The organism is Dictyobacter sp. Z7_2 (genome assembly GCF_057551105.1).
In genome coordinates this window covers 2,463,963-2,479,525 of the sequence record NZ_BAAJPE010000001.1, presented here as the reverse complement: position 1 = coordinate 2,479,525, position 15,563 = coordinate 2,463,963, and the positions used below count along the sequence as shown (strand labels likewise).

13 protein-coding genes are annotated in these 15,563 nt (G+C 47.2%); 8 read left to right on the top strand and 5 right to left on the bottom strand.

Annotation, left to right across the window (positions count from 1 at the left end):
* Positions 1-107: 107 nt before the first annotated feature.
* The gene (leuC, locus tag AC27N8_RS09865; protein ID WP_487066447.1) at positions 108-1,553 is read right to left on the bottom strand and encodes a 3-isopropylmalate dehydratase large subunit; all 1,446 of its coding nucleotides are present in this window, start codon (positions 1,551-1,553) and stop codon (positions 108-110) included.
* A 233-nt stretch (positions 1,554-1,786) separates the two neighbouring features.
* On the opposite strand from leuC, the gene AC27N8_RS09860 reads away from it, so the two are divergent.
* Positions 1,787-2,692 (top strand): LysR family transcriptional regulator, encoded by a 906-nt coding sequence (locus AC27N8_RS09860; protein WP_487066445.1) that lies wholly within the window; start codon positions 1,787-1,789, stop codon positions 2,690-2,692.
* A gap of 57 nt (positions 2,693-2,749) precedes the next feature.
* On the opposite strand, the gene AC27N8_RS09855 is transcribed toward AC27N8_RS09860, so the two are convergent.
* Both AC27N8_RS09855 and AC27N8_RS09850 read right to left on the bottom strand, forming a co-directional pair.
* A complete protein-coding gene (locus AC27N8_RS09855) occupies positions 2,750-3,346 on the bottom strand; it encodes a hypothetical protein (RefSeq protein WP_487066443.1) in 597 nt (198 codons plus the stop codon).
* A 155-nt stretch (positions 3,347-3,501) separates the two neighbouring features.
* On the bottom strand, positions 3,502-4,050 hold the full coding sequence (locus AC27N8_RS09850) for a hypothetical protein (protein ID WP_487066441.1): 549 nt from the start codon (positions 4,048-4,050) through the stop codon (positions 3,502-3,504).
* Positions 4,051-4,695: 645 nt separating this feature from the next.
* Here AC27N8_RS09850 and AC27N8_RS09845 point away from each other — a divergent pair.
* Complete coding sequence (locus AC27N8_RS09845; RefSeq protein WP_487066439.1) at positions 4,696-4,896, top strand: helix-turn-helix domain-containing protein; 201 nt, start codon at positions 4,696-4,698, stop codon at positions 4,894-4,896.
* Positions 4,897-5,127: 231 nt separating this feature from the next.
* Here AC27N8_RS09845 and AC27N8_RS09840 read toward each other — a convergent pair whose 3' ends face one another.
* A complete protein-coding gene (locus tag AC27N8_RS09840; RefSeq protein WP_487066437.1) occupies positions 5,128-6,804 on the bottom strand; it encodes a serine/threonine protein kinase in 1,677 nt (558 codons plus the stop codon).
* A gap of 550 nt (positions 6,805-7,354) precedes the next feature.
* Here AC27N8_RS09840 and AC27N8_RS09835 point away from each other — a divergent pair.
* From AC27N8_RS09835 to AC27N8_RS09820, 4 genes are all read left to right on the top strand, one after another.
* Positions 7,355-8,185: a GNAT family N-acetyltransferase gene (locus AC27N8_RS09835; RefSeq protein WP_487066435.1), complete on the top strand. Its 831-nt coding sequence runs from the start codon at positions 7,355-7,357 to the stop codon at positions 8,183-8,185.
* Positions 8,186-8,565: 380 nt separating this feature from the next.
* Positions 8,566-9,243: an HAD-IA family hydrolase gene (locus tag AC27N8_RS09830; RefSeq protein WP_487066433.1), complete on the top strand. Its 678-nt coding sequence runs from the start codon at positions 8,566-8,568 to the stop codon at positions 9,241-9,243.
* 1,040 nt (positions 9,244-10,283) lie between these two features.
* Complete coding sequence (locus tag AC27N8_RS09825; RefSeq protein WP_487066431.1) at positions 10,284-10,469, top strand: hypothetical protein; 186 nt, start codon at positions 10,284-10,286, stop codon at positions 10,467-10,469.
* Between the two features lie 748 nt (positions 10,470-11,217).
* Positions 11,218-11,406, top strand: a complete 189-nt coding sequence (locus AC27N8_RS09820) for a helix-turn-helix domain-containing protein (RefSeq protein WP_487066429.1) — start codon at positions 11,218-11,220, stop codon at positions 11,404-11,406.
* A gap of 200 nt (positions 11,407-11,606) precedes the next feature.
* On the opposite strand, the gene AC27N8_RS09815 is transcribed toward AC27N8_RS09820, so the two are convergent.
* Positions 11,607-12,821, bottom strand: coding sequence for an MFS transporter (locus AC27N8_RS09815; protein WP_487066427.1), 1,215 nt, complete (start codon positions 12,819-12,821; stop codon positions 11,607-11,609).
* A gap of 462 nt (positions 12,822-13,283) precedes the next feature.
* Here AC27N8_RS09815 and AC27N8_RS09810 point away from each other — a divergent pair, with 462 nt between their 5' ends.
* Positions 13,284-14,504: a 6-phosphofructokinase gene (locus AC27N8_RS09810; RefSeq protein WP_487066425.1), complete on the top strand. Its 1,221-nt coding sequence runs from the start codon at positions 13,284-13,286 to the stop codon at positions 14,502-14,504.
* Positions 14,505-14,584: 80 nt separating this feature from the next.
* Positions 14,585-15,334, top strand: a complete 750-nt coding sequence (locus AC27N8_RS09805; RefSeq protein WP_487066423.1) for a YqjF family protein — start codon at positions 14,585-14,587, stop codon at positions 15,332-15,334.
* The last annotated feature ends 229 nt before the right edge of the window (positions 15,335-15,563 follow it).

The following is a 15,563-nucleotide window of genomic DNA, read 5'->3' as shown; positions in this document are numbered from 1 at the left end:
TCATATCCCCAGGCCAGCCAGATAGATCACAATTGAGCGCGTCACGCCACTATCCTGGCGAAAAATGCGCGATGATCCATTTGCATCTGGCGGCGAGGGAATGTCAGCTACCATTCGCGAATATCGACAAAGTGACCGGCCACCGCTGCAGCCGCCGCCATTGCAGGACTCACAAGATGCGTGCGTCCGCCGCGTCCCTGACGGCCTTCGAAGTTACGATTACTCGTCGAGGCGCAACGCTCGCCTTCACTTAAACGGTCACCATTCATAGCGATACACATGCTGCAACCAGCCTCGCGCCACTCAAAACCAGCCTCGCGGAAGATATCGGCGATCCCCTCTTCCTCGGCCATGCGACGCACATTTGTTGAGCCGGGGACAACCAGTGCCCGTACTTCCGGCGAGACGTGCTTCCCTTTGACATATTGAGCAGCAAAGCGTAGATCGTCAAGGCGGGAGTTGGTGCAGGAGCCGATAAATACCGTGTTGACTTTGATATCAGTGATCTTCTGGCCAGGCTCCAGGCCCATGTAGGCTAAAGCACGCTCATAGCTTTGACGCGTCTCGGCGTTTGTCTGTAGAGCCGGATCAGGTACGCTTCCATTGACGTCGCTGACCATGCCAGGATTGATGCCCCAGGTCACTTGAGGACCCAGTCCTGCAATGTTGACCTCATGTACAGCGTCAAAGTGTGCACCTGGATCGCTTGGCAACAGTTTCCACGCGGCCACGGCCTGGTCGAATAGTTCTCCCTGCGGCGCATAGGGACGTCCTTTGATGTAGGCAAACGTCGTCTCGTCGGGAGCAACCATCCCGGCCCGAGCCCCAGCCTCGATAGCCATATTACATAACGTCATACGGCCCTCCATCGACAATCCGCGCACGGCCGAGCCACTGAACTCAACGGCGTAACCAGTTCCAACGCCAGTCCCCAATTGTCCAATGATCGCCAGTGCGAGATCTTTCGCCGTCACGCCACGGGCAAGCTCTCCCTCCACGCGGATATTCATTGTTTTAGGCTTATCCTGCCAGAGGCACTGCGTCGCCAGTACCTGTTCCACTTCGCTCGTCCCAATGCCGAAAGCTAACGCCCCAAAGGCGCCATGGGTCGAGGTGTGCGAGTCTCCACAAACGATGGTCATGCCGGGGAGCGAGATACCCAGTTCCGGTCCAATGATGTGGACAATTCCTTGACGTGCATCGTTCATATCGAAGAGGGTCAGACCAAAGTCACGCGTGTTATCTTCAAGAGTATCGATCGAGGATGTGACAGCCTTATCCACAATATCAAGCCGTCGACGGCCCTGTGTGGTCGGGATATTATGATCCATCACCGCAATCGTCGCATCGGGACGACGTACAGGCAAGCCTGCGGCACGGAGGCCCGCAAAAGCCTGCGGCGATGTCACCTCATGGACAAGGTGGCGATCGATATAAATCAGGGGAGTCTGACCTGCCAGATCCATAACGACATGAGCATCCCAGACTTTGTCGAATAGCGAACGTGGACGCTGCTGCGTCTGATCGTCCACAGAGTGATTTTCAGCTGCCATATGCACAATCTCCTCTTTACTTTTCCTGTCTGCGCCGTAGAGCAGGAACTTGCCTACCGCAATACAAGCGACATCATTGTTCTATGCAGTATAATAGCACAGAATTGATATGTCTAATACCTATTTTAGTCGTGGTTGATGCTTTTTAATTATCAACTCTCACATCCCTGCGACGTCGTACGAGTTACAGAAACATCGTACGCAAGCGTACGACGCTACTTTTAGGAGAAAAAATGGAGTTACGTCAACTTACCTATTTCCTTACGGCAGCTCAGACACAGAATTTCCGTAAGGCCGCCGAGATATGCCTGGTGGCGCAGCCAGCTTTGAGCCGTCAGATTGCGGCACTGGAGGAGGAGTTGGGAGTTCAACTTTTCCGTCGGGTGAAGCAGCGCGTTGTCCTGACAACGGAGGGACAGGATTTCGCGACGTATGTGCGTGCCGCTCTGGATCAGCTCCAGCAGGGCCAGCAGGCGATGGCTCGCTTGCAAGATGGAGAGCATGGCACGATCTATATTGGGAGCATTGAGCCGCTGACAACGGCATTCTTACCGAATATCTTTCCGATTTTTCATCAGCGCTATCCCCATATTCAATTGAAGGTGCGTGTCAATCGGACGGATAATCTGCTCAAGCTTATCGAGCAGGGCGAGTTGGATCTTGGACTCATTTTCAATCCGAGTGTGCGGCCAGAGATCCTGGTAGTTCAGGAGCTCTTTCATCAGCCACTCCAGGTCATGGTCTCAATCGACCATCCGCTCGCTCAGAGCAAAGTCACATCGGTCACATTGGCCCAACTACTGCACGAGCCAATCTTTCTGCTGGGAGAGACGTCACGCCTGCGCCGTGCGGTCGAACGCGCCTTCACATCACAAGGACATAGCCTCCAACCGATTGTGGAGATAGAGTCGGTTGCCGGGCTGAAAGAGATGGTCAGGCATGGCAAAGGCATCACCTTTATGCTCTCAGCACTCCTCTATCCCAGAGAGATCGGCCGGGAGGTCGTACTGCTTCCCATCGAAGACATCACCGAAGAATTCGTTTTTGCCCTCGTCTATCATCGCTTTCGCCATATCTCGCAACCGGCGCGGCATTTTATTAATACGGTTATGGACACCAGAATGTCGACCTGGCAATAGGGAAACCGCCTGGGTTTTAGCAGCAGGTTGTAAAAAGCAATCGGCAACGTAGAGCCATCACGTCCAGGCATCAAGCACTTGCCGGCTCACCAGAGTGCTCTGCTCAGGCAATTTTTCCTTGACAGTCCAGATACTCCCTCCGGTAGGGAGGCCCGGGAGAACAACATTATTTGTACAACCATAATTCACGCGCTCGTTATCGATGATGGGAGTAGCACCGGTTAGAAAAGTGCAGATATCGCCATCGGACAAACGCAACGTCCAGGGTTGATGATCCGCCGAGGTGGCCGTGCTGGCGGGTAGAGGCTCTGTCAGCATAACCTTGATACCGAGCGTATCAACAGCGGGCGCAGTATCACAAACGACATAATCCTTATAGTTGGTCGAGCTAAAACAGGGATCATAAATTGTATCGGTCACGATACAACGCCAGGCATCAGGGCGAGGAGCCGCCAATGAGGTCTCCCAACAGTTTCCAGAGAGTGCAGGAGTATTGCGTGTTCCGACTGGATAAAAATGTTGCACATGTGTCGCGCTGGCCGCTCCTACCATCCCCATAGTTCTGGCAGCCTGGACACTCTGATGAGGAAGCGGAGCAACGCCAAGCAGAAGAAACACAAATGCTGCGATGAGAAATATCTTATTCAATACCATAATTTCCCTCTCACCTTTCTACGTACCAACCAATGTATCTGAAAAGAACAAACATTAGAATACAGGGACCTATCACACATAACGTCTGTGACACATAAAAAATCACGCTGACATGGTAAATAAGGAAAAGAGAGCTCACACTGGCGGGATATCACCTAATAAGGACGCTTAAAATCTTCTGGCCAATAGTAGGTGGGATCATCAAAATCGATAATCACCGGAACTTGCGTGCCTCTTGCAGGCAGCAGCATATGACGGACACGGCGCTGATAGGTGTAGACTTTCTCGGTCTGAGGATGAGTCCAGGCCAATTTCAAACGATATTCGATGGTACCAAGAAAAAACCAGCGCCTCCATTTCATAGTATGGACTTCCTCAATATCATTCACAGTCGCCATAATCTGAGTCCCATAGCGTCTGAACCAACTCTCCTCCTGTCCCTGGATGAAGGTGTCAGTAAAGATAAAAAGGAATCCAAGTATCAAGGCTCCAGAGAAGATCCCAGCCCAGGGAACAGCAGAACTTAATAACCATGCTCCCCAAAACGTCTTAAGAGTAATCAGGCCACTCAAAAGTAGTACAAAAAGTAGCACAATGCTATACATAAGCAAGCGAAATGCCCAGCGCTGTATTGTATAAAAAGCATGAACATGCGAACGCGCTTTGCGCTTGTCATGTAACGGCTCATGTATATTTGTTTGCATATCTATTTCACAATCGACTTTCTGATATGTTAATAGCGAACATTTCGCAGGCCGAGTATATGCAGCCCGTATGTTCACTTGAATCGTCTCATTGAGTATTTTAGAGGAACGCACGATCAAACCAATCTGACCCAATTGTACGATAACTGTCTCTATTTTCACCAGTGGCTCGTATATATAAACATGCTCTTAAACTATTAGTTTTATTGAGATAAGAAAAAAAAGTATTAAGATAACGCTCGCTGCTTCGAACAACCTGCATTAAAAGAGTTGCAGAGAACTATTCAAGTACTTTTTTCTTATGGCTTCAATATATGTGCTATCTGGCAAGCATATCATAGATACATAGTACTTTTTATGATTTGAGGCCGTAAAGAGATGTCAGGTATCTACAATAGAGCTGACCACCATAGATAGCACGGAGACCTGAATAACAATAACTATCTTATGCAAAAGTGTTTTGGATAACAATTTTTTAAAATAGAGGATAGACCTTTACAAATATCAATTCTTGTTATACAATATAAATACAAGAGCTACATAGTTTTATTCAGTAGCAGGTATTTTTTAAACTTATCCTGTTATTGAAAAATTAGCCGTCGCGGACGGTATTCAAACACTCAAAAATTAAAGGAGCGAAACCACATGAGCGAGCTATTGACTGTATCGGAAGTTGCCAATATATTAAGAGTAGATGATACGACAGTACGTCGTTGGGTCAAACAGGGCGCATTAGAAGCAATTGTATTGCCCCATGTAAACGAGCGCCAGGCCTATCGTATTAAACGTGAAACGTTAAACAAATTGTTGACCGGCTCAGAAGAATCCGAATTAGCACACGCATAGTTCTACTACATACGCATGTGCGGTCATCAATTCATGTGAAAAACAGACGAACGTATTCAGCGCGGATGTCTCCAGGGATATCCGCTTCTTTGTGTGCGACCAGACTTTTTTCTCCATCCGGCCTATCAAAAAGAGATAGGCTTTATAATAAAAACCTATCTCCAGGACTTTTTGGTTCATCTTTTATCCATAGCAACGACGATAGCATGACAGCGATAAAAAAGGACATTCTTAGCAACGCTGAAGGGTTTGAGCCATCAAAGAGACCGATCCAAAACGATCGGTCGGCTTTTTTGCCAGAGCGGTCGCGAAGACAGCATCTACGGTGCGCGGTAGCTTCGGATTTAGTGTGGATGGCGGCGGTGGCATCTTTGTCGTATGTAAAATCTTCATCACGTGTTCAGTTGTCCCCTGAAATGGCGGACGACCGGTAAGAATCTCATAAACGATCGCGGCAAAACCATATTGATCGGAGGCAGGCGAGACGATATGATCCCAACGTTCTGGCGCGATATATGGAAGGTCATCGGGTGTAGTTGGAAGAGACGAGCCATCCTGCACCACAGAAAAATCAGAGAATGCCACCTCAAGTTTCTGGATACGTTTGCCATGATTGAGAATTAAAATATTAGTAAATTTGAATTTCTGGTAGGTCACCTGATAATTATGTGCAAACTGGAGTGCATCCGCCAGTTGAAGAATGATAGGCAGTGTATCTTTTAACGAAAAACTCCCCACACCTCCATTGCGTCGCAGCCAGCTTACTAAAGATCCCTCAGCACAAAACGGCATGTTTTTATAGACAAAATTGACTCCGCTGATATAGGATTTGCCACAGTTTGAAACCGGCAGAATGTGAGGATGTTGCAAAGGTCCAAGCAGGTCAGCCTCTTGTTGAAAAACGGTTACCTCTTCGGGAGCATCATTGAGCATGTGATAGGGCACCATATCCACCTGGATGGCCTTCAAAGCACTCTCCTGCTCACGCAAGCGATCATATGTTCTGTAGACTTCGCTATAAGCGCTACTACCCAGACGAGCACGTATATGATAGCGTCCCAGGCTTTGTCCATCCAGATAGACCTTCTCTTTTTTAACTTCTGGTTGTTGCTCTTTGGGCAATTCCAGCGGCACAGACGGCTTCTTCTCACGCGGTGGATAAGCGGGATAGTTTGGCGCCGTTGCAAAGCCAGAGCGAGAAACCGGTGGAGGTGTCGGCGATGGAGGTGGCGTGGACAATGGAGGCGGCGTAGGTGATATGGGAGGATTTGTATGGGTAAAGGGTAAATGCACGTCAGGCTCTGTCGGTATAGCGTCATGATTTACCGACGAAATGGGAGTTGAAGAGAGATCATTTGAAAATTGCCACTGACTATTACTCCCCCTGGTCGGGTGAGTATTGCGTGAATGAAGCGGACTAGTATGATGAGATGATTGAAAAGGTGGATTTATAGGTGTTTTTGGATAGCCATCAGTAGACCTCACAGATGGAAACACCGTAGAAGTGGTATCTTGCAAGCGAATAAATAATGGCTCCCAATCATATTTTTGCACTAACTGTTGCCGTAAGCGGTTAATAAATAATCGATTAGTATTATCATCAGAACGTAATACTAGAGCTAAGGGTACAAAATGCCCTTGCAAAAAAGAAGTAAAAGCCTCTAGCTCATTCACAGCCACAACAGTTCTATAGCCTGCTGTAGTCAACAAACCACCAACATATTGAGCACGTTCTCGTTGCAGATCAACAATTAAAACTGTCAGAGCGTTACGAACCGTCATCTCCTTAGAGGTCTTTGAAACCAATGACTGACTCAGACGCTGCTGTAAGAGCTTGAGCATAGCATTCAAAACTTGATCAGGCTGCTCAAAAGAAAATGGAATTTCGTGTATTACCATGTTATCCATAGATATATTCCTAAAATCGCATACCCCTGAGAGGCGCCTAGTGTTGTAGACCGACAACACGATGTTTCTAAGTTAAACGCTCTTTTTATCCTTTATATAGCGAACCCATTTAGACCATAACACACAGCATCATTGCAAATATTCTTTGTCTACTATTCATGAGTTATTACCTACATCATAGCACAGATTGGTAGGTGGTGTTAATAGAAAGGATTCTTTATTAATACAAAGAACATTCTTGTATTGAACAACTTTTGACCACGCCTATTTATTGATGGGATCATTGTCTCAATAACAAGCATTGATGTTGGAATTATTTTTCGGGATGCAGATAGATAATATTATCTATTATAATACGACATAAGAGCAACACCTTTCAAGAGCTTCTTGATATTTTTCGGTTTTTTTTATTTATTCACCAAATAGTGCTCAAAGCTCCATTGAGAGATGACAAGCGTTGTACTGAAAGCTCTTGATTATAGTAAAACACACATGGTAGGATACATAAAAAGTAAGCGTATCCAATCAAGCAATGTTAAAGGATAGTTTATTGAGCACACGCAGCCATATCCTCCAACAAGCCACCAATTCTGAAGCAGTAAAAGCCATCGAAGATAATTTAATTGCTTTTATTTTATACTGTAGCTGTGTTCCAGGAGCGCAAACCGCTCACAACCAGGATCACATCGCCGCGATTACCGGCATACCTCAACCATCACTGAACGTCATCATGCGCACGCGGATGCATGAACAGGACATCAGCGAGCGCATCGCCGCCGCAATGCTTCCCTTTAAGGAGCGTCAGGTACCGATGCTCTGGTGGATCTTTCCAGATACACAACCCACAAATCTAGGTATCCACCTGAGGCAGCACAGCCTCCGCTTCAATGGGACAGAACCAGGCATGGTCATGGAACTCACACAACTACCAGCCACGCTTGCACTGGCCGAACGCTTTCAAATCGAAGAGGTCCAAAGCAAAGGTGCCTTAGAAGAGTGGATTCAAGTCTCATCGAGAGCTTTTGGTGAAGAAGTATTCACACTTGACTCCGACTATGGTAGATTTGAACAGTGTCTGGGCTGGGGACCAGAGCGTCCCTATCGCCGCTTCCTGGGACGCCTTGATGGCGAAGCGGTCGCAACCTCCTCGCTCTTTCTGGGCGCAGGTGTCGCAGGATTATATTCGGTCGGGACACTGCCACAGGCTCGCGGGCAGGGTATTGGAAGCGCTATCTCGCTCGCTCCTCTATTGGAGGCACGCTCGTTAGGCTACAATATCAGTATCTTACAGGCATCACCCTCGGGATACAGTGTCTATGCCAAACTTGGCTTTCGTGAATGCTGCCAGATTCAATCCTATCTCTGGATACCAGAAGATTAAAGTAGTGCCGCGCTCAAGCGGATTACGACACTACTTTTGGTTGGATATATGCCACGAGAATGCGATATTCGCACTAACATGATAAACTTCCAGGATGTATACTATGCAAAGGCATGGCGCTGGCAATATAATGCAGACTATTTTTGGCAACAGCGCCAGCACAAAGCGGAAAGTATCCAATATTTCGCGCACCATCGTAGCATAGACAGAACCATTTTTTATAGGGAGTGAGACAACCTACAGGATCAAACGCAGCGAGACGTGAAGCATCGCCAATCCTGAAAAGCAGGCAACTTCTTTTGCACTTCACGTGAAGCTCGATAGACCTGTGTATTACAGCCGGGCATTTCAAGAAAGGATGATTTAAAACCTACATACTTATGACTAAGAAAAAAGAATATAAGAAAATATTAACTTGTCGTGTGCTACTCTTCAATCTAGATGGTATCCTTGTCGACTCGTCAGCGAATAGAGAACGGCATTGGAGCGAATGGGCTCAACGGCATCAATTGGATGTGACACAGGTACTCAGTTGCTTACCCGAGTGTACGACACTCGAAATGATACACAAGTTCGCTCCTACGCTTCCAACTGAGCTGGAGGTTCGCTATCTAAACGATATACAGACACTGGATACACGCGATGTAGTAGCTATGTCTGGAGCATTAAAGCTGCTCGAACAATTAGCACCAGAACAATGGGCGATCGTCACATCCGATCCTCCGTTACTGGCGAAAGCGAGACTGCGTGCCGCCAAACTTCCGCAGCCGCGCCTCCTTGTCTCCAGCCAGGATGTCAAGCAAGGTCAGCCCGATGCAGAAGGCTATCTTAAAGGAGCAGCCTTAATGCATGCCGATCCAGAGGAATGTCTGGTGATTGATGATTCCCTGGCAGGGGTAGAGGCGGCGACAGCAGCTCACATACCAGCTGTAGCCGTAAGCACAGCTCTCTCTCAGGCAGATTTCAAAAACGCCGAGATCTGGGTGTCATCGCTCGCCCTCCTGAAAGTTGTAGATAGCACCGAAGAGGACGAGATCGCCTTAGCTGTCTCAGAATAGTAAGCATGAGAAGCCTGCTGCCTCCTATTATCTCAAAGATGGGAGCAGCAGGCTTCTCATTGTGTCTAACTCATGCCACTCTCCTAATCCTTGATCTCTCTCCCTTGCTCTATCTTGCCTTCAGACAAGAAATCGCCGACAACACATGTCTCATCTGAAGGGAAGGAAGTATCAGTTATTATGGTCTTGTCTGTACTTACGGCTATCTTCGGTGGCGTCTGTGACCAAAAACAATCACGCAAATGACTGTGAGTACCATTTTGGTGATATTGACAAAATTTGTCTGTAATCGTCTTGACAATGGTACTGCTTTATGGTATCTTAATAAAGTAATACATCGATAGAGAAAAAACTGCTACTTTTATTGTATCAAGACAGAGAAAGAAGTCGGAGGAAATGCATGATTAGCTACATTAGCAGAAAACAATGCAGCCGCCGCATGATGTCTGTCTCGATATCCCATCACCTCAACCCCACGTTTGAAGGATGTCTGGAAGACCGAAATGGTGAAGACATCTATGCATTTGGCGGTAGTTGGTCAGACCTAAGTTTGTAGAGCTGCGCCAAACTCGCATTTGTTTTTTCTGCTTCATGTAACGGCACAAGGATGCCGGAAGCACTTTTTTAGTCCATTTTCAAGCTTCTCGTATAGGTATATACTCCTGCGCGTATGCGTACATTCAGGTTAAGAACTCACACACACAGTTGTGCTATTCTGCCCTGAAGCCGGCGCACAGCGTACTACTATATATCGATATCTATATGGAAACACTACACTCAGAGAGTGTCGCGTTGTTTTTTTGTGCTCAAATTACCAGGAAATCGGCTCAGAAAAGCCGGCTCGTCAGGAAAGGAGATAAAAAATGAGTCACGCATATATACTGAAATTTTTACCGCTTTTCGGCGAGTTAAAAAGAATTCTTTAGTGTAAGAGCAAAGTCATAAAACAAGCGTCCATGAGAGTAACAACAGTCGTAAAAAAACGTCTTTTGCAGTGTATCCACAGGCTGAAGAAGCCACGAGCAACGAAGGTGACAAATATGATGCAGTTGAAAAAGGGAATGATGGTCCTCCGTCAGGTTGAGCAGACAGCCGATCAACAGTGGGGAAAAACTGCTCAGAAGCGTGTCGTCCTGAGCACTCGTGTAACCCAGCAGCAAGAGACACGCGATCGCCGCTTCCAGAAAGGAATGATGGTAGGATCTGCCGCGAAGGGGCGTGATTAGTCCTCGAAGAGCTTCAATAACGTAGCGCAAACAATATGAATGACAAACCTCTTTAACAGGGTCGGGGCCGTAAAAAGCCCCGACCCATTTTGTTCCCATTTCTCGTATTCCACGCCACAGATGATCCTGCCAAAATATTCGTCGGGCGGAGGACGATAGATTCAGACGAAATCACAACACAATCCTTCTACGTGAGTCTTGTCTCATTCTAAATCAGTGGTTGTATCATAGATCTTTATCTCTATAATTACTTTAACTCTGTTTTATCTTTCAAAGCAGATACATTTGTAAAACAATATAAGGAATATGACAGGGCTAATTCTATCTTTCTTCATCTAGTATTTTCTGTTAGAAACCTCCACCAGTATCTGCTACATACTACAATCATATGACAAATAGTACAGAAGTCTAGTCAGGTCAATTTACATTTCCAGCTTCAATTCCCAATTGCCCTCTAGGATGAAGTGTTGTTCTAAAAGGTGCCTGATAGCGCATGGGGAGCCAATTATCGGGCTTTTACACTGGCGTGCGTGACAATTATTTGTGTCAACTACTAAGCTCGAAGAATCAGGATGGTGAAAGCACAGGATGCATAAAGTATAACTTCTTTAAGCATCTTTACAATTTCACAACATTGTTATACAATGTTTGTGTAATAACCAGTTACGACATTGTTTCACACCTTTTTTTATTCTAAATAGATAAAAGTGAGTGTAAACATCAAGAATTTTTAAGGGGAGATATCACTATGAGCGATCTTTTAACTGTATCTGAAGTTGCTGAAATTTTACGTGTCGATGACACAACCGTTCGCCGCTGGGTCAAACAAGGTGCGCTGGAGGCCGTTGTACTGCCACACGTGAATGCACGTCAGGCATACCGCATCAAACGCGACACCTTGAACAAAGTATTAGGTAGCGAAGGCTTACTGCAATAGATAGACAGATATAACTGTATAAATCTATAATGGAGAGGCTGTATTCTTTACTATCAAATACAGCCCTCCACTTTTTTATTTATACGAGCAGCTTTTTTTAAAGACCACTATTCCTCTCAAGTATTCCATGTAAATGTACGCTAAATTTATATTCACATGCCCACATATTTTCAGTACCGGTACCAAAGTACCAATTGCCATTACGCAAATGAATGATCTTTTTTTAAACAGAATTGAAGAATGAACCAGACACTTAATAAACAAACAATCAAAACGATAGCGTAAGGCATCACAGACCATAACCCGACAAACTGCGCCATATTGCCAGCAATCCAGGGTAAGAAAGCGCCGCCGACACATCCCACACTGATCAAGAAGCCAATCATCGTGCCCACACGATCCTGAGGAACCATCTGAGTTGTCATAGCGATCGCGGTGGGAAAAATTGGTCCAAAGCAGAAGCCTGTCAGGCAGAGACCAAAGGCCGCCAGCACACTGATAGGCGCAATCCAGACCAACAGGATGCCCACACCAGATCCAAACACGCAGGCTTGCAACGTACGCTTCTCGCCATAGCGCTGTGCGACATGCCCTAATACCACACGCCCCAGAGTCAAGCCCAGCCAGTAGCCACTCACAATCCAGCCAGCGGCTAAAGTAGCCACATGGCGTTGTTCGGTAAAGAAGCTATAGCTCCAGCTTCCCATCACGATTTCAACACCTACATAGAAAAAGAGAAAAAAGGAGAAGAGCCAGGTGAGGCGCTGCTTGAGCAGCAAGGAAAGTAGATGTTTTTCCGCCAGCCCTGTCTTTGACGCCTCCGCCTCCAGCGTAGAACGATTCTTAAAGATCAGCGCAATCCCAATCAGTAGGACCAGACATAAAACAGCCCAGACAATATATACACTGTTCCAGGGGAGTTTCACAGCTAAAAAGGCCGAGGCAACAACCGGTGCCAGCCAGGCTCCCGCGCCATAGAAAGCATGCAAGTAGTTCAAGAGAACGGTGCTCCGAGGCAAACCAGCAATATAAGCATTCAGACCTGTATCCACATTCGAAATCCCAAATCCCAGAGGGAGCAGGCAGGCCGCAAAGATGAAAAATGGAGGCGTCAAGCTCAGTAAAAACATACTGATGCAAATGATAATCGCTCCCATGAGCAGAAATTGTCGAATCCCTAATTTTCTCATCAACAAGCCACTATTGACTGAAGCAATCAGATAACCCAGGGTGCTGAATAAAAAGATCAGGCTCACCGTAGATTTGTTGATCTGATAAAATGTTCCCATGCTGGGGATAAGTACGCCGCTAGTGCCATCATTGGCACCAATCAAAATAAAGAGTAAGAAAGCCAGCCCTACCTGAAGACGAAAAGAAATCTGAGAAGTCCGATTTTTGAGCACCGATTCAGCCATGAGGTCACATCCACATCTAGTGAGCCCAGTTTTGAGAAAAGAAAACCAGGGAAATACGGCATAAAAGAAATGGGATGTCTTCAATTGACATCCCTCTATCTCTTTATTCTATAACGTCTGGCTGAACGATATCAAGTTTTGCAAATGGATTTGCAAAGGCAAGAGACCTCAACAGAGGAGAAAAGGGGCTGGACAGGAGAATATAAGAGTGGCGGTTGAGCATTTTTCACATCCATCCCCATATGTAAAAAGTATCCATAGAAACAAAAATGCATAATGATAGAGTCACATGCGAATAGAGGATCTCTTGTCGACAAGAGTGGTATAATTTTCCCTGTACATCTTTGTGAGACGAAAATGTTTTCGTATGAATAAAGAAAAGGGAATATACCTTTTTACCTCCCAACAAGCAAAAAGGTATAGCGTTATAAAGAGTAAGTCTCGATTGAAAAGAGGTTGATCATGCCAGGAAATGTATCGAAACCTATCCGCTCCCTTGGCGTGCTGACTGGCGGCGGCGATGTGCCAGGACTCAATGTGGCGATTAAGGCACTGGTCTATCGTGCCGAGACGATGGGCATTCGCGTGATGGGATTGCGCGCTGGATGGGAAGGGATTTCATTCCTCGATCGCTCACGTGGACAAGAGGCACTTATTTTCCATGAAGAAGATCCAGCTACCTGGAAAGATGGCTATCTGAGGCCATTGACCCGTCTTAATACGCGCAGCATCGACCGACAAGGTGGAACGATCCTGCAATCATCGCGCACCAACCCGGCCAACACACGCGTCAGCGATCTGCCAGCTCACCTGAAATCGTATGGAGAAGGCCACAAGCCGGAAGATCGCATCGATCTGACCAAAGAAGTCATCGCAAATCTGGAGTTTCTTGAGCTCGATGGCCTGGTAGCGATCGGCGGCGATGACACGCTGAGCTATGCATCGAAATTATCGGCGGCCGGCATTCCAGTCTGGGCCATTCCAAAAACGATGGATAATGATGTCCCTGGCACCGATTATTGTATCGGCTTCCAGACGGCAATTAGTCGGGCCGCTGAATTCATCAACCGCATCCGCTCAACGGCTGACTCACATCGCCAGACAGTCATCTTCCGTCTCTTCGGACGAGATGCTGGCTTTACCGCTCTCGAGACTGCCGCAGTCACCTGGGCCGATCGCCTGATCATTCCCGAGGTAGCCATCAATATCGATACCCTGGCAGACCTGGTCATTCAGGACCGTCAGAATCCAGAGGGCTCCTCATTTGTCGTCATGTCGGAAGGTGCCAACCTGGGCATCACCCTCCCCACGATCGGTGAGGCGGATGCCTATGGACATAAGAAAAAAGCTAATGTGGCAGAATTTCTAGTCGATGAACTGACCACACGTATCCCCGGCGTACGCTTCCTGCCCATCGACCTGACCTACTTCCTGCGCAGTGGCGAACCAGAGGTCTATGATAAAGATATCGCGATCAACTTTGCCAATCTCATCATGAGCAAGGTCGGTGAAGGAGTGGATAACGTCATGGCAGCGCACCGTCATGGCACCTACATCTGCACGGACATCCCGGGCAAAGATATTCCAGCTCGCCGCGTCAATCCCGCAGATTATCATGAGACACGTTACCGCCCACGCTTCGAACGCCTCACCGGCCCTTACGAACCCCAGATACGCCAATAGCGTCGCAAGCGTTGCATACGATGGTCCAATTCATCGTACGCAACGCTTCGCCATCTCATACACACAAAGGAAAAAGCCGCATGAGAGCAGATGAAATTCTCACATCAACGGAATATCGTAATTATCCTCTGCCCACGGGCAGCTGGGTTATGCGCCAGAACTGGCATGAACTGCTCTTCGCCAATTGGCCTCTGGCACCAGAGGTATTACGTCCATTGATGCCATCCTGCTTCCAGGTCGACACCTTTGAGGGCCAGGCCTGGATCAGCATAGTCCCGTTTCGTATGAGCAACGTCCGACCACGCGGACTACCCGCTGTTTCCGCGCTCTCCCACTTTCCCGAGCTCAATGTACGCACATATGTGACGGCAAACGGCAAACCAGGAGTCTATTTCTTTAGCCTGGAGGCTGGTAATCCGATCGCTGTTGCGATTGCACGTGCGGTATTTCATCTCCCCTATTTCAACGCGCTGATGCAATGCCAGCGCAACGACACGACAATCCAGTACCGCAGTCATCGCACGCACCGAGGAGCTCCAAAAGCAGATTTTAGCGCCAGCTATCGTCCTACCGGACCCGTGGCATACGCCCAGCCTCACTCAATCGAATCCTGGCTCACTGATCGCTACTGTCTCTACACAAACGTCGGCAGACAGGCATATCGCGCCGACATCCATCATCTCCGCTGGCCTTTGCAGGCAGCCGAGTATGAAAGCACAACCAATACCATGGCACATTCCCATGGCATCCAACTACCAGACACACAGCCACTCCTGTATTATTCGGAGCGCTTAGAGGTCCTGGTCTGGCCGATTCAGCGCATAGCATAGCCAGATAGAGCTATTTAATAATCCAAAGAGGTTACCAAAACGCTAGAATAAGAAGATATCATTGAACAAGCAAAAGTTGTTTTAGCGTGGCTATTATAGGAATTTTATAGAGTTGAGTTGTATATATGAAAAACCACCCGGTGAGAATGCTCCAGAAAAAGAGGAAGTATTCTTTTAAACTTCCAGAAGTTATACGGAAGAGGCCATTCAGTTTTGCTCTTGACAAGCC